General features: G+C 40.0%; 18 protein-coding genes. 9 read left to right on the top strand and 9 right to left on the bottom strand.

The genetic code is table 11. From position 1 onward, the window contains the following. Nucleotides 1-232: 232 nt before the first annotated feature. Nucleotides 233-1420 carry an OmpP1/FadL family transporter gene (locus AC1M9L_RS06405; protein ID WP_481591641.1) on the top strand — a complete coding sequence of 396 codons (1188 nt, stop codon included), beginning with the start codon at nucleotides 233-235 and terminating at the stop codon, nucleotides 1418-1420. A 51-nt stretch (nucleotides 1421-1471) separates the two neighbouring features. Here the strand turns inward: AC1M9L_RS06405 and thrH are convergent, their stop codons facing one another. After that, nucleotides 1472-2089 (bottom strand): bifunctional phosphoserine phosphatase/homoserine phosphotransferase ThrH, encoded by a 618-nt coding sequence (thrH, locus tag AC1M9L_RS06400; RefSeq protein ID WP_035269809.1) that lies wholly within the window; start codon nucleotides 2087-2089, stop codon nucleotides 1472-1474. Nucleotides 2090-2287: 198 nt separating this feature from the next. Here thrH and AC1M9L_RS06395 point away from each other — a divergent pair, with 198 nt between their 5' ends. Continuing rightward, complete coding sequence (locus tag AC1M9L_RS06395; protein ID WP_481591640.1) at nucleotides 2288-3022, top strand: phosphoadenylyl-sulfate reductase; 735 nt, start codon at nucleotides 2288-2290, stop codon at nucleotides 3020-3022. A 166-nt stretch (nucleotides 3023-3188) separates the two neighbouring features. Further along, nucleotides 3189-4643, top strand: coding sequence for a WS/DGAT/MGAT family O-acyltransferase (locus AC1M9L_RS06390; RefSeq protein WP_481591639.1), 1455 nt, complete (start codon nucleotides 3189-3191; stop codon nucleotides 4641-4643). A 52-nt stretch (nucleotides 4644-4695) separates the two neighbouring features. On the opposite strand, the gene AC1M9L_RS06385 is transcribed toward AC1M9L_RS06390, so the two are convergent. The 6 genes from AC1M9L_RS06385 to AC1M9L_RS06360 all read right to left on the bottom strand — a co-directional run bounded on the left by AC1M9L_RS06385 (nucleotide 4696) and on the right by AC1M9L_RS06360 (nucleotide 9475). Further along, nucleotides 4696-4863 carry a PA1571 family protein gene (locus tag AC1M9L_RS06385; protein ID WP_171076802.1) on the bottom strand — a complete coding sequence of 56 codons (168 nt, stop codon included), beginning with the start codon at nucleotides 4861-4863 and terminating at the stop codon, nucleotides 4696-4698. A gap of 136 nt (nucleotides 4864-4999) precedes the next feature. After that, nucleotides 5000-6454, bottom strand: a complete 1455-nt coding sequence (rng, locus tag AC1M9L_RS06380) for a ribonuclease G (protein ID WP_035269804.1) — start codon at nucleotides 6452-6454, stop codon at nucleotides 5000-5002. A gap of 51 nt (nucleotides 6455-6505) precedes the next feature. Then, on the bottom strand, nucleotides 6506-7072 hold the full coding sequence (locus AC1M9L_RS06375) for a Maf family nucleotide pyrophosphatase (protein ID WP_481591638.1): 567 nt from the start codon (nucleotides 7070-7072) through the stop codon (nucleotides 6506-6508). Continuing rightward, entirely contained in the window at nucleotides 7060-7554 is a 495-nt protein-coding gene (mreD, locus tag AC1M9L_RS06370) for a rod shape-determining protein MreD (RefSeq protein ID WP_481591637.1), read from the bottom strand. Before mreD ends, AC1M9L_RS06375 begins: the two co-directional genes overlap by 13 nt. Continuing rightward, nucleotides 7541-8398 (bottom strand): rod shape-determining protein MreC, encoded by an 858-nt coding sequence (mreC, locus tag AC1M9L_RS06365; RefSeq protein WP_035269796.1) that lies wholly within the window; start codon nucleotides 8396-8398, stop codon nucleotides 7541-7543. Before mreC ends, mreD begins: the two co-directional genes overlap by 14 nt. Before the next feature lie 30 nt (nucleotides 8399-8428). Beyond that, entirely contained in the window at nucleotides 8429-9475 is a 1047-nt protein-coding gene (locus AC1M9L_RS06360) for a rod shape-determining protein (protein WP_035269793.1), read from the bottom strand. 133 nt (nucleotides 9476-9608) lie between these two features. Here AC1M9L_RS06360 and gatC point away from each other — a divergent pair, with 133 nt between their 5' ends. From gatC to gatB, 3 genes are read left to right on the top strand one after another with little or no spacing between them, the layout of a single operon-like run. Continuing rightward, nucleotides 9609-9923 carry an Asp-tRNA(Asn)/Glu-tRNA(Gln) amidotransferase subunit GatC gene (gene gatC, locus AC1M9L_RS06355; RefSeq protein WP_035269791.1) on the top strand — a complete coding sequence of 105 codons (315 nt, stop codon included), beginning with the start codon at nucleotides 9609-9611 and terminating at the stop codon, nucleotides 9921-9923. Nucleotides 9924-9968: 45 nt separating this feature from the next. Continuing rightward, nucleotides 9969-11447 carry an Asp-tRNA(Asn)/Glu-tRNA(Gln) amidotransferase subunit GatA gene (gatA, locus tag AC1M9L_RS06350; RefSeq protein WP_481591636.1) on the top strand — a complete coding sequence of 493 codons (1479 nt, stop codon included), beginning with the start codon at nucleotides 9969-9971 and terminating at the stop codon, nucleotides 11445-11447. Next, nucleotides 11447-12922: an Asp-tRNA(Asn)/Glu-tRNA(Gln) amidotransferase subunit GatB gene (gene gatB, locus AC1M9L_RS06345; protein WP_481591635.1), complete on the top strand. Its 1476-nt coding sequence runs from the start codon at nucleotides 11447-11449 to the stop codon at nucleotides 12920-12922. Before gatA ends, gatB begins: the two co-directional genes overlap by 1 nt. Before the next feature lie 46 nt (nucleotides 12923-12968). On the opposite strand, the gene AC1M9L_RS06340 is transcribed toward gatB, so the two are convergent. Next, a complete protein-coding gene (locus tag AC1M9L_RS06340) occupies nucleotides 12969-14264 on the bottom strand; it encodes a hypothetical protein (RefSeq protein ID WP_481591634.1) in 1296 nt (431 codons plus the stop codon). Between the two features lie 454 nt (nucleotides 14265-14718). On the opposite strand from AC1M9L_RS06340, the gene AC1M9L_RS06335 reads away from it, so the two are divergent. After that, nucleotides 14719-15618, top strand: a complete 900-nt coding sequence (locus AC1M9L_RS06335; RefSeq protein WP_481591633.1) for an NADP-dependent oxidoreductase — start codon at nucleotides 14719-14721, stop codon at nucleotides 15616-15618. 137 nt (nucleotides 15619-15755) lie between these two features. Here the strand turns inward: AC1M9L_RS06335 and AC1M9L_RS06330 are convergent, their stop codons facing one another. Beyond that, nucleotides 15756-16241, bottom strand: coding sequence for a hypothetical protein (locus tag AC1M9L_RS06330; RefSeq protein WP_257227585.1), 486 nt, complete (start codon nucleotides 16239-16241; stop codon nucleotides 15756-15758). A gap of 307 nt (nucleotides 16242-16548) precedes the next feature. On the opposite strand from AC1M9L_RS06330, the gene salA reads away from it, so the two are divergent. Then, a complete protein-coding gene (salA, locus tag AC1M9L_RS06325) occupies nucleotides 16549-17856 on the top strand; it encodes a salicylate 1-monooxygenase (RefSeq protein ID WP_481591632.1) in 1308 nt (435 codons plus the stop codon). Between the two features lie 58 nt (nucleotides 17857-17914). Then, on the top strand, nucleotides 17915-19279 hold the full coding sequence (locus tag AC1M9L_RS06320) for an aromatic acid/H+ symport family MFS transporter (RefSeq protein WP_481591631.1): 1365 nt from the start codon (nucleotides 17915-17917) through the stop codon (nucleotides 19277-19279). The last annotated feature ends 22 nt before the right edge of the window (nucleotides 19280-19301 follow it).

Below are 19301 nucleotides of genomic sequence, written 5' to 3'. Positions count from 1 at the left end.
ATTAATTGTTTGTTATATCGTCATTTAAAATAAGAAAACGACTCAAACTACAATTACTTTTTTGCTCAATAATACTTTTTAAAACATGGACATAATTATTTAATCTCATAATTTGATCATGAAGCAATATAAATTTGATTGTATTTCAATCATTTCCGAGTATTTACTCTTTTTTTATTTATGTTATTTTTCATGCAATTTTTTCGCCATATGGCATTCATGGATGAACATCATGAAATTTAAAGTACTTTCATACTCAGTCTTATTGTCTACGCTCCCATTAACTTCAATTTACGCCGCAGGTTTAGATCGTTCAGGTCAGTCGATTTCAGCATTTCTCCAATCAGGTAATTATGCAGAAGCTGGCATTTCTGTTTTAGATCCCACCGTTAAAGGTTCTTCCACCGTGATTAATAAAATCACTGGTCAGGATTTAACAGGCGAAAAAATTACAGATATGGGCAGTGATTATTATTTTGTAAACACTGCTCTTAAACTACAGATAACTGACCAAGTTTCTTTAGGTTTAATTTACGATCAGCCTTTTGGTGCAGATGCATTATACGATGCTAAAAATCAATCATTTGGCAATAGTTTAAGTGGTACATCAGTTGAAGTTAAGACACAAAATTTAACTGCACTCATTGGTTATCAACCCACTGAAAATTGGAATTTTTATGCTGGTCCAGTATGGCAAACAGTTGAAGCTGATATCAATTTAAAAGGTAGTGCATACCAAGTCTTAAATGGCTATAACATCCATGTAGACCAAAAAGAAGCTTACGGCTGGATTGCAGGTACTGCATACCAAATTCCAAAAATTGCATTAAAAGCATCTATCACTTATCGCTCTGAGATTAAACACAAAGCTCAGTCGAATGAAACCTCGCTCCTTCCACTTTACGCCGATGCATTAAAAAAGCCTGAGTTTAATAGATTAGATAAGATCTCTGCAGTAACTGAAGCAGTTACTCCACAATCTGTAAATATTGATTTACAGTCTGGAATTGCAACAAACACTTTGGCGTTTGCTAACCTGCGTTGGGTTCATTGGGATCAATTTACGGTTACTCCTAAATTACTTGGATTAGTTGGACAGGACCTCATTTCGTATTCCGATGATCAGTACTCTGCAATCTTAGGTGTTGCACATAAATTTAATGATCAATGGGCAGCAACCACAACTGTAGGCTATGACTCTGGAGCTGGAAACCCTGTAACCACTTTAGGTCCAACTGAAGGTTATTGGAGTGTAGGCTTAGGTGGTCAATTCAACCCATCACAGCAAAGCTTTATTCAAGCTGGTGTTAAATATTTCTGGTTAGGCGATGCAACTGCTCAAACGGGTGGAATAAATGTTGGAGAATTCAGCAACAATTATGCATTAGGTTATGGCATGAAAATCGGGTATCGATTCTAACAATTGTTATAAAAAAAGGACGCTAAAGCGTCCTTTTTTTAAAGTAATAACTTAGGCTGGAATATCACGTACAGAAGCGTTGCGGATCGCTTCTTTCAATGCAGCATAACCATTAATCGCAGGAAATTGTGGGAATTCTGCAATTACATTATCCGGCGCATCAAATAAGAAACCTTGATCTGCTTCACCGAGCATCGTGGTATCGTTATAAGAGTCACCGGCAGCAATTACACGGAAATTTAAACCGTGTAGAGCTTGCACTGCTTTGCGTTTTTGATCAGGTTGACGTAGTTTATAATTTGTAATCATACCATTTTCGTCAGTTTCTAATTTGTGACAGAAAATCGTAGGCCAACCTAACTGTTTCATCAATGGATGAGCAAATTCATAGAATGTGTCAGATAAAATGATGAGTTGGAAATGAGTACGTACCCACTCGACAAACTCCTTAGCGCCTTCAAACGGTCCCATATCTGCAATAACAGCTTGAATGTCATTTAAACCTAAACCATGCTGTTTAAGAATGTTTAAACGCTGAGTCATAAGCACATCGTAGTCTGGAATATCTCGAGTTGTTGCTTCAAGCTCTTTAATTCCTGTTTTTTTTGCAAAATTAATCCAAATTTCAGGAACCAAAACGCCTTCAAGATCTAGACAAACGATTTCCATGATACTGCCCTCAGCATTAATAAAATTTGCAATATCATAGCCGAAGATTGTTGAATATCGATGTAATTTTTTAAATCTATTTTATTCATAAGTATTTATTTTTATTTCATAAGATAAATCTCTGAATTCAACTAAAATATACATCAAATATTTTAATATAGGACTTGTTGTTTCCAAGCCTATATCGCCAGGATTCTCATGACTACCATTCCAAGCATAGATTTAATTGATGCACTTGCATCAGAGTATGAAGATAAATCCCCTTCGGAAATTATAGCCTTAGCTTTAAATCAAAAAGGTGAAATTGCCATTTCATTTTCAGGTGCTGAAGATGTTGTATTGATTGATATGGCTGCAAATTTAGGTAAACCTTTTCGCGTGTTTAGTCTTGATACAGGTCGCTTGCATTCAGAAACTTATCAATTTATTGAGACTGTTCGTAAGCACTATAATATCAACATTGAAATATGTTTCCCGGAAGCTGAAGCTGTTCAGAATCTGGTCAACGAAAAAGGACTGTTTAGCTTTTATCAAGATGATCATAAAGAGTGTTGTGGTATCCGTAAGGTTCAACCTCTTCGTAAAAAGTTAGCAACACTTGATGGTTGGATCACGGGTCAACGTAAAGATCAAAGTCCGGGTACACGTACTGAAATTCCAGTGATTCAAGCTGATCTAGGTTTTTCAGGTGAAGGTAAACAACTCATTAAATACAACCCTTTGGCGAATTGGACGAGTGCTGACGTTTGGAATTATATTCGCATGATGGAAATTCCATATAATCCATTGCATGAAAAAGGTTTTATTTCAATTGGATGTGAACCATGCACGCGTCCAGTACTTCCAAATCAGCACGAGCGTGAAGGTCGTTGGTGGTGGGAAGAAGCAACGCATAAAGAATGTGGTTTACATTCAGGTAATTTAAAAAAGTAAAAACTGTCTCACAAAGTTTTAAGCCACTGATTTAAAGTGGCTTTTTTGTACTGACCATTCATTAAAAAAATTTATGCCCCCTCCAACAAATACGTCTATACTGATCTCTTGGATTGATAATTCTAAAAAACAATTTTAGAAATTTGCAGTGAGGCAAACCTAGACTATGCGCCCATTACACCCGCTTGATTTTATTTTCTTATCTTTGGAAAAAAGACAACAGCCCATGCATGTTGGCGGATTATTTTTATTTGAAATTCCAGAAGATGCGCCACCAACCTTTATTCAAGATTTAGTGGCAGATATTCGCAACTCAAAATCTATTCCAATTCCACCGTTTAATAATAAATTAAACGGACTGTTTTGGGACACAGACACTGAATTCGATCTTGATCATCACTTCAGACATATTGCTCTACCACATCCTGGTCGTATTCGTGAGCTACTCACCTACATTTCCCAAGAGCACAGTTCATTAATTGATCGAGCTAAGCCATTATGGATGTGTCATATCATTGAGGGCATTGAAGGCAATCGTTTCGCCATGTATTTCAAAATACATCATGGGATGGTCGATGGTATTGCAGGCATGCGTTTAATTGAAAAATCACTCTCTCATGATCCAAATGCTAGAAGTATCGTTCCGCCATGGTGTGTCGAAGGTCCGCGTGCTAAGCGACTTAAAACACCTAAAGTAAGCCGTGCAAAACAAATATTGTCTAATTTGAAAGGTCAAGTGCAGTCTACACCGGGTGTATTCAAAGTGCTGTCTGAAACTGTCTTTAAGGATATGGGACGTAATCCGGACTATGTATCTAGTTTCCAAGCCCCAAGTAGTATTCTGAATCAAAAAGTCAGCTCATCGCGTCGTTTCGCTGCTCAGTCATATGAGTTTAAGCGCCTCAACCATATTTCAAAATCACTGGGTGTGACCATTAACGATATTGTTCTCGCGATTTGCTCTGGTGCTTTACGTGAATATTTAATCAGTCAAAGTGCTTTACCAGAAAAACCATTAATCGCTATGGTTCCTGTCTCCGTTCGTACGGATGATTCAGATATGTCAAATCGTATTACGATGATTCTGGCGAACTTAGCGACACATAAAGCCGATCCATTAGAACGACTCGATCTTATTCGTCGTAGCGTAATGAATGCGAAACAAAAATTCAAACGCATGACTTCAGATCAGATTCTCAACTATAGTGCCTTCGTATATGGTCCTGCAGGTTTAAATATCATCTCTGGTTTAGCACCTAAACGTCAGGCATTTAACCTCGTTATTTCTAACGTACCAGGGCCTAAAGAGCCGCTATATTGGAATGGTGCACGTTTGGACGCACTTTACCCTGCTTCTATCGTACTTGATGGTCAAGCGTTGAATATCACAATGACCAGTTATATGGATAAATTAGAAGTCGGTTTAACCGCATGTCGAAATGCTTTGCCTAAGATGCAAAATTTATTGACCCATTTAGAAGATGAGATTCAACGATTTGAAAAAATTGTGGGTCTACCTGAAGATGACAAACCGCAGATTATGAAAAAGGCTACTAAGCGTAGTGTAACAAAGAAACAAGTAGTAGCGGATATAGAAGTTGCAAATGAAAAACCAGCTTAAGGCTGTATATTTCGATATTTACAAAAAAATTAAGGGGCTTTAAAAAGGCCCCTTAATTTTTAATATTACGACACTGCTTGATTAATTGCTGACAGAGAGAAACGACCATCGCTTGTGTAACTCGAACTTCTTGACCTTGATCGTTGAGCATCAAGCAAGCGCTTTTGTTTGAATCCACAATTTGACGATGGCTACCCGCTAATTGTTCCGTTAAATTCATACCCACTTTGACCTCACTTTGCTAAGACAACATCGCTGTCTTTGGCTATTCGATTTGATTTCTTAAGTATTGAGAAATCGAGATCGAATGTAAAATCTCAGTTGTAACAAGTGTTTAACGATATCCTGTTACAATTTCAATTCAAAATGATATCGTATTGCTCTTGCGTGTATAAATTTTCGACTTGGAACTTAATGACACGTTTCACAAAATGCTCTAAATCAGAGACGGCCGCAGCTTCTACGGTTAATAATCGATCCACAACCGATGGATGCGCAACGACAGTAAAGTCAGTCTGAGACTCAAAATCTCGAGCATATCTTAAGATCTCTCGAAAGATTTCGTAACAAACAGTCTCGGCACTTTTCACATAACCACGTCCCTGACACGTCGGACAAGACTCACATAACAAATGCTCAAGTGATTCACGCGTCCGTTTACGCGTCATTTCTACCAAGCCAAGCTCAGACACTTGGGTGATTTTAGTTTTTGCATGGTCACGTTCTAAGACTTTTTCAAATTGCTTAAGCACTTCATCACGGTGTGAGGCCTCTTGCATATCAATGAAGTCAATAATGATAATTCCACCTAAGTTGCGCAGTCTGAGTTGACGCACAATGACTTGTGTCGCTTCCATGTTGGTCTTAAAGACGGTGTCCTCAAGAGAGCGTCCACCTACATATGAGCCTGTATTGACGTCAATAGTGGTCATGGCCTCCGTCTGATCAATCATCAGATAACCACCAGACTTTAAAGCAACACGTGTTTGCAGTGCTTTTTGAATATCTGTTTCAACATTGTATAAGTCGAATATCGGACACTCACCAGGGTAATGTTTCAGACGATCAACCATATTTGGTACAAACTCAGCCACAAACTCTTGTAGCTTGCCAAACACTTCTCTTGAATCGACTTGAATTTTTACCGTATCTTCATTTGCCAGATCACGGATGATACGTTGAGGAAGTGGTAGCTCTTCAAAAATAAGAGATGGAACCACGACACTTTTTTGTTTGCGCTGAATAAATTCCCAAAGTTTTGCCAAATACGCCATATCTTGCGCAATAGCGGCCTCTTCGATCCCCTCTGCTGCAGTTCGGACAATGACAGAACCAGGTAACTTATGTTCAGCTTGAATCCGCTCAATGATCGAACGTAAACGATCACGCTCTTCTTCTGATTCGATTCGCTGAGACACGCCAGTATGATGTCCATAAGGCATCATCACCAAATAGCGAGAAGGAATGGAAAGATCAGTACTTAGACGCGCACCTTTTGTGCCTAACATATCTTTCATCACCTGCACTGTCAGAATCTGACCCGGTTGCAGAAGATCAAATACATTTGGCGTCGGTTGATTACGAGGCCAAATCATGTCATTGATATGTAAAAAAGCAGTACGAGATAAGCCAATGTCTACAAATGCCGCTTGCATACCAGGCAATACACGTACAACTTTGGCTTTATAAATATTCCCGACTAAACCACGTTTAGCGTTGCGTTCAACAAATAGTTCGTTGACCGTCCCATTTTCAACTAACGCCACCCGACACTCCATTGGGGTGACGTTAATCAACAACTCGTCAGACATAAAAAACACTCAAAACATTATAAAAATTTTTTAAAAGGTTAATTTAGTGCCTTAACCATTTTTCAATATTTGATTCAGTAACTGTGATGTTTCATGTAAAGGCAAACCCACCACATTGGTGTAGCTACCTTCAATACGAGGAACGAACTTTGCGGCGATTCCTTGTATTGCGTAAGCCCCTGCTTTTCCTACAGGTTCCCCAGTTGACCAATATTCTTCCATATCATGATGACTGAGTGATTGAAAATCAACCTTTGTGCTCACTACTGTAATTATTGTTTTATGTTGTGAAGACACACAAACGCCACTGAGGACTTCATGCTGACGTCCTGACAAGGATTGCCAAATTTCAAACGCATGTTGCTTCGAGTCAGGTTTGCCAATAATTTGCCCATCTAAACTGAGGCTTGTATCTGCAGCAATGACCACCGCATCTGGAAATTGTGCTAAAACAACCTGAGCTTTTTGTTCTGCCAAACGTCGAACATAATCATGTGCTTGCTCACCATCATGTACAGACTCATCGATTTCTGGACTAAAAATATCAAATTTAAGTCCAAGCTGTGCAAGCAGTTCTTTACGCCGAGGCGAGCTCGACGCCAGGATTAAATTCGCCATTTTCTAAGCAAATAATACAAGATGGGCCAAGTTAAAATACTGCTCATTAGTGGCTGCCAATGACGAGTTATCGAAAATTGCATATCGGAAATAATTTGTGCAAAAAGGACGTAAATCAAATGTGCCAATATAGCAACACTAGCGATTGCCCAAGTATTTCCAAACGTCATTAAACGGCGTTCACGCACAAACCAACGGATGCTAAATGTTAGTAAAACGAAGCTTAACGCATGTAATCCAAGGGGTGCATCAAGCAGTAAATCGGTAAATAATCCGACTGCAAAAGCAAACCAAACACCACACCATGTCGGTTGAAGCAAGATCCAATACATCGTAATCATCAGCATGATCAGCGGCCGCCATCCTGCCAATGAATAAGACAGCGGATACACCACCAAGACTGAACCAATAATGATTGAAAGCACGATGATCCATAGTGGATCACGTGTTTTAACTGATGATATTTTTTTAGCGCTGAGCATGAGGTTGCTCCATGGCTAATGAGTCTGAGAACAGTACCACTACATGGTGTCCACCGGCCAACTGAGCTGCAGGTTTCACGTCTATCTGCGCAAACTCACCGGTATTTTCACGCTTAACTTTGGACACTGTTCCGACCAAATAACCCGCAGGAAAATGTTGTCCTAAACCTGAACTATACACCTTGTCCCCGACTTTGACGTTAGCGCTGGTCGGTACATATTCCATTTTCAGACGACCTAAATCACCAGTGCCTGACACAATGGCACGCATGCCAGAGTTTTCAAGACGTACTGATAGGGAGTGTTCTTTATCAGACAATAACATGACACGGCTACTGTGCGGATAAACATTGATGATCTGCCCCATGATACCGTTATCATCCAACACCGTTTGCCCGACACGCAGTTGGCTCGCAGCACCGCGGTTAATGATAATGATATGACGTAATGGATCAGCATCTGTGCCGATCACCTCAGAGATTTCCATACGACCGTCAATGATCAAAGGCGTATCCAATAATCCACGTAAGCGCGTATTTTCAGCGGAGAGTTCTGAGAGTTTTTGAAGGCGAACCTGAGCCTGAAGCAGCTCTGCCTGCATCGCAGTATTCTCACGACGCAATTGCGCTTCAGACTTGGTTTGTTGACTGAGCCATTCTTTCGATAAAACGGGATAACTTGCAATGGCATAAATGGGATTGTATGCCGCGTACAAGACATCTCTTGCTGGTTGAATCAAGTGTGGAGCACGCCAATTAAACATTAACACGAACAAACACACGATGACTGCAATGATGAAAGAGCGAAAAGATGGCGGTTGTCTTGAAAACAGATTCGGTTGCACCGCCTCGTCCTTAAATTAAATTACAGAAAATTAACCAACAAACAGCATGTCATGGTTCGGGTTGTCAAAGAGTTCTAAGACTTTACCACCACCACGTGTTACGCAAGAAAGTGGATCTTCAGCAACTACTACTGGCAAACCTGTTTCTTGTGACAATAACTTGTCTAAGTTACGTAATAACGCACCACCACCAGTCAATACAATACCGCGCTCCGCGATATCTGATGACAACTCAGGAGGTGTTTGTTCAAGCGCAGATTTCACTGCAGAGACAATGCTTTGCAATGGATCAGTGATTGCTTGAGTAATTTCATCAGAAGTCACCGTAATCGCGCGAGGAACACCTTCCGCCAAGTTACGACCACGAACTTCGATTTCTAGCACTTTGCCATCTTCATCCGGAAGTGCCATACCCACTTCTTTTTTGATGGTTTCAGCTGTCGTTTCACCAATGACGCAACCGTGTGCTTTACGAACATAATGAATAATTTGTTCGTCAAATACATCACCACCAATGCGTAATGAGTCTGCATAGACACAACCTTGCAATGAAATGATTGCAATTTCAGTTGTACCACCACCCACGTCTACGACCATCGAACCACACGCTTGCTCAACTGGCATGCCTGCACCAATCGCTGCTGCCATTGGTTCTTCGATTAAACGTACATCACGTGCACCTGCATTGAATACAGCCTCACGAATCGCACGACGCTCAACCAAAGTTGATTTACATGGCACACACACCACAACACGCGGCGCTGGTGGGAAAAGACGCTTTTCATGCACTTTACCAATAAATTGGTTTAACATGGTCTCAGTGACTTCGAAATCCGCAATCACGCCATCTTTCATTGGACGAATTGCAGAAATATTCGCAGGGGTACGACCAAGCATTTGCTTAGCATCCAAGCCAACAGCGGCAACTATTTTTTGTGAACCACTGTGACGAATTGCCACAACAGTCGGTTCATTTAATATAATGCCCCGTCCTGGCGCATAAATTAGTGTATTAGCGGTGCCTAAATCTATGGCTAGATCTGGCGAAAACAAGCCAATTAGTCGTTTTAGAATCACGGGTCGTTCTCAGTTCAACGTTATATAGACGTAAGATGGCAACTTTAACTAAATGTGATGCTTTGGACAAGTCAATCGCTTATTATAACGCATGATATTTTGAATATTTTTATTACTGATTAGGTGAGACAGCATGTCAGCATCAGATGCTCAGCAATCTGCAGATTTAAATGCACAAACCGTTTCAAGCATTGCACACTTAGCACGCTTGTCTTTGGATGACACTCAATCTGCTGAATATGCTCAAAGTTTGAATAAAATTTTAGGAATGATGGAAACCTTGAAAGGCATTGATACCGAAGGTGTTGAGCCATTAAAGAGCCCATTTGACCATCCGCAGCCATTACGTGAAGACGCTGTGTCTGAACAAAACCATCGTGATGACTATCAAGCCGTTGCACCAGCTGTGCAAGACGGTTTGTATCTTGTTCCACGTGTAATTGAATAATTGTTCAGTTTTGCCCTATTTAAATTTTAGTTAAGAATTTTTCTCATGACAGATTTACATCGCTTATCGGTTCGTGAACTTATCGATGGTTTAGCAACCGCTAAATTCTCTTCACGTGAATTGACGCAACATTATTTAAACCGTATTGAAAAAATTGATGCGCAAGTCAAATCTTATGTTACTGTGACTGCTGAACAAGCATTGGCTCAAGCTGATGCAGCTGATGCAGCGATCAAAGCAGGTACAGCAACCACTTTGACTGGTTTACCTATTGCACATAAAGATATTTTCTGTACGCAAGGCATTAAAACCACGGCTGGTTCTAAAATGCTAGACAACTTTATCTCTCCGTACGACGCAACCGTTGTAGCGAAAGGTAAAGCTGTGGGCCTAGTGACTTTAGGTAAACTGAACATGGACGAATTTGCCATGGGTTCTACATCAGAGTCATCTTACTTTGGTGCAACGGCGAACCCTTGGGCGCTTGACCGTGTTCCGGGTGGTTCTTCAGGCGGTTCTGCTGCGGCAGTTGCAGCTGACCTTGCACCGTTTGCGACTGGTACAGATACAGGTGGTTCAATTCGTCAACCTGCATCGTTCTGTGGCCTTACAGGCTTAAAACCAACCTATGGTCGTGTATCACGTTTCGGTATGATTGCCTATGCATCATCACTTGACCAAGGCGGTCCAATGGCACGTTCGGCAGAAGACTGTGCGTACCTTATGAACGTGATGGCAGGTCATGACGCAAAAGATTCAACCTCTGTACAAAAAGATGCTGATGACTACGTTGCAAACTTGAACGGCACATCGATAAAAGGATTACGCATTGGTATTCCAAAACAGTACTTTAATGTTGAAGGTTTAGCTGCTGACGTTAAAGCTCGTGTTGAAGAATCTCTAAAAAAATTGGAAGAGATGGGCGCAACGCTTGTTGAAATTGACCTCAACATGACTGAGGCATATGTTCCAACCTATTACCTGATTGCCCCTGCTGAAGCATCTTCTAACTTGTCACGTTTTGACGGCGTACGTTATGGCTACCGCTGTGAAGATCCAAAAGACATCATGGACTTATATAAACGTTCTCGCTCTGAAGGTTTTGGTGCTGAAGTTCAACGCCGTATTTTGATTGGTACTTATGCGCTGTCTGCAGGTTATTACGATGCGTACTATGTCAAAGCACAAAAAGTACGTCGTTTAATCCAACAAGATTTCTTAAAAGCATTCGAGTCTGTTGATGTGATTGCTGCTCCTTCTGCGCCGACAACGGCGTATAAGATTGGTGCAAACCTTTCTCCAGTTGAAATGTACTTGGGCGATATCTATACCATCGCGGTCAACCTTGCAGGTCTTCCTGCGATTAACGCGCCTGTTGGTTTTGATCAAAATAATTTACCTGTTGGCTTACAGTTGATTGGTAACTACTGGTCAGAATCTCAATTGTTGTCTGTGGTGCACCAATACCAACAAGCAACTGATTGGCACACCAAACGCGCTGCAATTGCTGAGGAGAATGCATAATGGCGAAGAACAATGCAAAACCTAAGTCAAATTTGATTGATGGTTGGGAAGTCGTTATTGGTATTGAGATTCACACTCAACTTGCGACTAAATCTAAAATCTTCTCAGGTTCTTCAACTGAATTTGGTCAAGACCCAAATACACAAGCGAGCCTTGTTGATTTGGCAATGCCGGGCGTACTGCCTGTATTGAACAAAGAAGTGGTTGATCTTGCCATTCGCTTTGGTTTGGGTATCGATGCGTACATCGACCAAGCATCTGTATTTGCACGTAAAAACTACTTCTACCCTGACTCTCCAAAAGGCTACCAAATCAGCCAAATGGACAACCCGATTGTTGGCTTGGGTCATATCGACATCCAACTTGAAGATGGTACGACTAAACGCATTGGCGTGACTCGTGCACATTTAGAGGAAGATGCAGGTAAATCAATCCATGACCAATTTGAAGGCATGTCAGGTATCGATTTAAACCGTGCAGGCACACCACTTCTTGAGATTGTATCTGAACCTGATATGCGCTCTGTAGAAGAAGCGGTTGCTTATATTAAAGCGATTCACACCCTTGTGCGTTGGTTAGGTATTTCTGATGGTAACATGGCAGAAGGTTCTTTCCGTGCCGACTGTAACGTGTCTTTACGCCGTCCGGGTCAACCTTTCGGTACACGTTGTGAGCTTAAAAACCTCAACTCATTCCGTTTCATTGAACAAGCGATCAATGTTGAAATTGAACGTCAAATGGAAATCTTGGAATGGGATGGCACCATCGACCAAGAAACTCGTTTGTTCGACCCTGTGAAAATGGAAACGCGTTCAATGCGTTCTAAAGAAGAAGCGAACGATTACCGCTACTTCCCTGACCCAGACTTGTTGCCTGTGATCATTGCAGATGAGCAAATCGAAGCGATTAAAGCGGCTATGCCTGAGCTTCCTGCTGCACGTCGTGCGCGTTTTGTGGCGGACTTTGGTGTAACTGAGTACGATGCGCACGTTCTTACGCTTACGCGTGAAATGTCAGAGTTTTATGAAGAAGTTGTTAAGGCTGCGGGCGGTGCTGCACAAGGTAAAATTGCAGCGAACTGGGTGATGGGTGAATTCTCAGGTGCTTTAAACAAAGCGGGCTTAGAATTGGCGGACTCTCCTGTATCTGCAGAAAAACTTGGCGGTATGATTGCGCGTATTGTGGACAACACAATTAACGGTAAGATTGCCAAGCAAGTATTCGGCTTTATGTGGGAAGAAGGCAAAACTGCGGACGAGATTATTGCGGAAAAAGGCTTAAAACAGGAAACTGATACAGGCGCAATTGAAGCAATTATTAAGGACGTGCTTGCTGCCAACGAGAAGATGGTTGAAGAGTATAAATCTGGTAAAGAGAAAGCCTTTAACGGTCTTGTGGGTCAAGTGATGAAAGCAGCGAAAGGTAAAGCCAACCCTGCACAAGTGAATGAATTGATGAAGAAATTGATTGGTTGATCTTATCAGTTTTGAAAAAAAACCCGCGAAAGCGGGTTTTTTGATGCTAAGTTGAAGATATAAGCGATTCATTTCCATCTATAAATCCATATAAACCTGTAAAATCATAATCGGGATCATTTTCTAATATTTTTTCAATAATTAATTTATGATCCCTTTTAGCACGGCTGCGGTCATAACACTGAGAATTGTGATTAATCTTATTAGATAAGTTTTTTAATTGTTGAAAACTAAAATTTTCGTAATAAGGACGGATTAATTGATCAAACCTCTCATTAGCTGAATCAAATGACACTGAAAAACAATACCCCTCAATACAGTAGTCATAGAATTTATCTTTACAACTATATTCACCAGCTTCATCTTCAATAATATTAAAGTTTGATAATGAATAGTTTTTTGAACTTTTAATTAAAAAATCTATGTAATCAACAATACGTTTAAACTTGATTAATTGAAATTTACTATCACTTGTCTCAATGATTGTTGTTATCGTTTGAATAGAGTTATCACTAAAATATTCAAAACACCATCTATTCTTCAATAAAAAATTAAGTAGAGTTTCTTTTAAATTATCTTCTAACTGAAGGTCAGAAATAAAATCTTTTTCTTTAATTAAAAACTCTATAAAAATCTGTTCTTTTCTATTAATTATACAATTTAAAATATCTAAATTAATTTCCTTATTGAGCCTTGTTTCCGAATTATCTACTCTAAAAAGAAACTTCCATAATGTCTTCAAAAACTTGAACAATACAGCATTAGGCATTTTTGAAAGGAATTTATGAGAAAAGTAACGATCTCTTTGCTCATAACTAACTAAAGTATCTCTAATAGTATTTAAATCTTTAAACACAACATCAATAATTTTAGACGAAAATAAAGCCTCTTTCGTAAATACGCTTTCTAAAGCATTTCTTATTAAACTATAAACGGTTTCCTTTGTTGGAGAATGCAATAAGTCTATTGAAGTAATAACAGGATGAGCTGAGACATGCCTCATTTTTTGTAAATGTTCTAAATTAGCAACTTCAAAAGTTTCAAAAAAGTTTATTTCCTTATGAAACTTATCGACAATTTCAGACTCCCACTTAGACGACTTAGGATCTTTAGTCTGCTCAGCTTGAATATATTGAAGAACTTGTGCTGCTTTTGGATCATTATAAACACTATCCAACTCTTTCAATTTATGGACAAGATCCGTTACAACAACAGACCACAGCATCACGGTAGCAGACCTATAGTTTCCCATTGCATAGGAAGAGTAAACTTCTTTAAACAATTCTTTAGTATATGGGTTTTTAATGTTTTCAACTGATTCATCTATAGAAAAATAACTCATTTATTCCCCCCTTTAAATCTACAACGCAATCTAGCACAAAGAACTGTTTATTAAATAAGATGACCATCAAAAAAGTATCTTCTATCGCCAAACTCGAAGACTTAGGACATATCCAATTTTCAAAGTCTTTTTTTATGTGTGACTAAAGCCCTCACCCCCTTGCGAAGCAATGCTTCTCATCCCAAAGGGAGACGGAGAAATCGTTGCGAATCATATAACAACATGAATTTAATATTGGACGTTCCCTCTCCTGAGCAAGATTTAAAGCATTGCTTTTAAATCGAAGCGCAAGTGATGAGAATCCTCAAAATATATTTTTGAGGTTCGTAAAGGAGAGGCATCTTTTAAAATAAAACATCTAAACATCAGAAAACACTGTTCTATTTTTCGATCTTCATTTACTTACTTTCACTCTTCTATACTGATTTCATCATCAATAAGAATGAAACAAATCATGAAATCAACAGTACTCAACGCCCAAAGCTACGGACAACCCGAAGTCCTTGAATTTACAGACTACACACTCCCACCATTAAACCCTGACATAGCACGCATCCAAGTCAAAGCTTCAGGCATCAACCCCATTGATGCACGTCGCATGACAGGCGAATTCAAACATGCGCAACTTCCACAAACCTTTGGAACTGAATTTGCTGGAGTAATCGTAGAAGTACCTGAAAACAGTGTATGGAAAATCGGTGACGAAGTGTTGGGTTCTGGTGGAGCATTTACCCATGCCACAGTGATTGATGTGCCTATCGCAAATTTAGTTAAAAAACCGAAAAATCTAGAATGGTCGATTGCAGGCTCGATTGCAGGAGCAGCTCAAACTGCCATGACCATTTTAGATGAAATTGGTCCAATGCAAAGCTTATTGGTACACGGTGGGTCAGGTGGTGTGGGTTCAATCACCATTCAATTGGCAGTGAGTCGTGGCATTACAGTTGTGGCAACAGCATCAGCAAAAAATCAAGACTATATCCGCAGTTTAGGGGCGATTCCTGTCGTGTACGGCGAAGGTTTAATTGAGCGTCTGAAACAAGCCCATCCAGATCAATTTGATGCTTCGATTGATATGGCAGGTAACGAGGATGCCACTCAAGCCTCATTGTCAACAGTGAAAAATGGCGGATTTATGGGCACGATTGCAGGACGCAAACTGTCATCCGCTAAAATTCAAGCGGTCTGGGTTAAACGTAATGTTTCCAATTTAAAACATGTGGTCGAAGGCGTTGCAAATAACACCTTCAATTGGACAGTCAGTCGTGAATATCCTTTTACAGAAGCACAGCAAGCCTATCGAGACATTTTAGAGGGTCATACGCAAGGTAAAAGTGTGCTGCTATTCAAATAATTTCTATGCGTACAATGTGAAAAGGCAGGATATCATCCTGCCTTTTCTCTAGTTTGAATTATGATATTGAGTCGCTCTACCCTACATTCATCAATCGCTAAATTATGTATATTGTTACGATTGATTGAAATTCGAGATTAACGAGTGATCCCAAGCTTGTTCCAAATATCAGGGGTAAGGAATGTTGTCACCAATTTATTTAAATCAATATAACGCACCACCCCTTTTAGCTGATTATTCACTTCAGGATTTTTAATGATTTCTTCGCCTGCACTACGACCCAGTGCTTGGAAACTTTCACCAACAGCTTGAATACCCTCAGCTTGAATCACCGCTTTGGTCTGTGTTGAACATTGTTCTACGATCACACGTTGCAAGACTTGCGCTAACTTTTGATCCAATGCCGTACGTTGTTCAGCACTGACATTACTAAAGCCTTTTAAATCAGGATGAGTAGACAATGCTGAATATGTCCACTGTAGTACTGTTGTTTTATCAGCAGCGGTCGTCGACTTGACCAAACAATCACTCAATTGATCTACAGCGGGTCCCGCATTCGAAAATGTCGATACGCCCATGATCAAAGCCGATGCACACAGTGTACGTAAAGCAGTTTTATTCATTTTTAATGTCATCACTTAAACTCAATTTTCATCGTTGTCATTATTTTTTTGTTGTATCACATCCTGAACGCATTTCCCTACAGATACACTGTAAAACAAGTAAGCACATGAAAATTTAGGTAGTAAATTTGCTAAATCACGCACATCAATGATCATATATTGACAATAAAGCTTCAAAACCAGTGGAAATAGGCGTGAATTTCAAACTATCAATTTTTTAAATAGTTTTCACCAAAATATATAAATTGGATAAGTAGTTAAAAATCAGTAATGATCTTATTCAGGGCAAAAAACTCGGAATTGAATCATGGAAAGAAGAATTAAGATTGCGCTCATTGGTGGTGGTATTGCTGGATTAGCTTTAATGACCAACCTGGTAAAAAATAAAAAATTTGATGTGCATTTATATGAGTCAGCAGCACAATTTTCAGAAATTGGTGCAGGCATTTCATTTGGTGCCAATGCTGTTAAAGCAATTGAGCTTCTAGGCTTGGGTGAAGAATATCACGCCATTGCGGATACAGTTGCTGCGCCTTATCAAGATATCTGGTTCCAATGGCGTAATGGCTATACCGATGAATACCTATCGGCTTCAATCGCACCTCAAGTCGGTCAATCTTCAGTGCATCGTGCTGATTTTCTAGATGCACTTATTCCATTCGTTCCTACACAAAATGCACATTTCAATAAACGTGTACAATCTGTTGAAGCTTCAAGCGCTGGTGTTCGTTTAACTTTCCAAGATGGTGAAGTGGTTGAAGCAGATTACGTGATTGGTTGTGATGGTATCCATTCTGTTGTGCGTGATCATGTATTGGCATCCCATCAACTTCCAAAGGTTGATCCTCAATTTTCAGGAACATGGGCTTATCGCGGCATTATCAAATATTTAGATTTTAAACAGGTCATTGCAGAACTTGGACACGATCCTGAACTTGCAGATGTCCCACAAATGTTATTGGGGAAAGACAAACACATCTTAACTTTCCCTATTCGTAAAGGTGAAGAAATCAATATTGTTGCCTTTAAGTCAGATCGCAAGAATACAACTCTGCCAGAAGGGACTCCTTGGACACGACCAACAACCAAAACTGAAATGCTGGCTGATTTTGCGGATTGGAGTGAGAGCTGTCGCGAATTACTGAACTTGATTGAAAAACCTACCATCTGGGCGCTTCATGAGATTGAGCCACTTAAGACCTATCAGAACAGTGAACACAATGTCATTCTGATTGGTGATGCAGCACATGCGATGTTGCCACACCAAGGTGCTGGTGCTGGTCAAGGTCTTGAAGATGCTTTAATTCTTTCTGCATTATTCAAACATCTGGAACAACACCCTGCGCAAATTTGCACTGAAGATCTTGCACAACTCTCTCATGTCTATGAGCAACTGCGCAAAGAGCGTGCCATCCGTGTACAAAACACGTCAAGAGAATCTGGTGAGATTTACGAATTATATTCACCCCTGTATCCAGACTTTGACAGTGTAGGTCAACATTTGGCACACCGTTTTGATTGGTTATGGCAACACGATTTAGAGAAAGACGTTGAACTTGCACAACAACGCTTAGGCCAAGCAATAGAGAAACATCTCGTGGCTGAAGCCATATAAATAAGCAAAAACATTAACAGGACTGTTATCAACCGATTCATTGACCAGGGAGGTCTCCATGAATACGTTAAATGCAAATGAAATTATTGATCATGCCAAACTCAAAGCCATTCACTGGCGAGTCATCTTACTCAGTGCATTGATTATTATTTTTGATGGCTATGACTTAGTCATCTACGGTGTGGCATTGCCTAAACTCATGCAAGAATGGGCAATCGATCCAATGACGGCGGGCTTCTTAGGAAGTCTTGCCCTCTTTGGCATGATGTTTGGAGCCATCATTTTTGGCAGTATGAGTGACAAACTTGAAAAATATGGCTTTAGCCGTAAAAAACTGATTGCAGTTTGTATTGTCATTTTTAGTGGTTTTACCGTGATGTGTGGACTAGCGAGCAATCCTCAAGAGTTCGGGATCTATCGCTTTATTGCTGGCTTAGGTCTTGGTGGCGTGATGCCGAACGTTATTACACTAATGACAGAGTATGCGCCTAAGCGTTTACGCTCCACCTTAGTGTCATTGATGTTTAGTGGTTACGCTGTAGGCGGAATGTGTTCTGCCATTTTAGGCATGTGGCTAGTACCGCAATTTGGCTGGAAAATCATGTTTATGATTGCAGGTATTCCACTCATTCTATTGCCAATCATTTGGAAGTTATTGCCTGAATCCATCGATTACTTGGTTCGTCAAAATAAGCATAAAGAAGCTGCTCACATCTTAGAACAAATTGACACAAATCTAAGAATTCCTGCTGATATGCGCATTAGTCTGCATCAAGAAAACCAAGAGTCGTCTAAATCACCAGTGAAAGACTTATTTACTGAAAGTCGTGGAGTAACCACTGTTCTATTCTGGGCAAGCGTATTTATGGCATTGGTATTGGTATATGCACTTGGTAACTGGTTACCTAAACTGATGATGGAAGCTGGCTACAACCTATCAACCAGTTTAGTGTTCCTATTTGCGCTCAATATTGGTGGTATGCTGGGTGCAATCTTTGGTGGTTTTTTTGCTGATAAATTCAGTTTACCTAAAGTTCTTTGCACCTTGTTTATTAGCGGCGCAATTTCCCTATTCTTGTTAAGCTATAACTTGCCAACCATGGTGCTTTACTTCTGTGTAGCAGTCGCAGGTGCAGCATCGATTGGCGGACAAATTTTATTGTTGGCTTATATGTCACAGTATTATTCATCTAACATACGTGCGACAGGTCTAGGTATGGCACTTGGCGTAGGTCGTTTAGGCGCAATTTTGGGTCCAATCTTATGTGGATGGTTACTTAGCCTTAATTTGCCAGTGCAATATAATTTCATTGCCTTATCTATCCCTTGTATGATTGCAGTGATCAGTGTGACTGCGATCCATCTCCGCAATAAAAAAATTGCAGGCGCAGCAAACGGCGTTAAAAACGTGGCTTATGAGTAAATGATTCATCAATAACATCTAA

Source organism: Acinetobacter sp. ANC_7511 (assembly GCF_056779975.1).
This window is presented reverse-complemented; position numbering and strand designations above follow the sequence as displayed.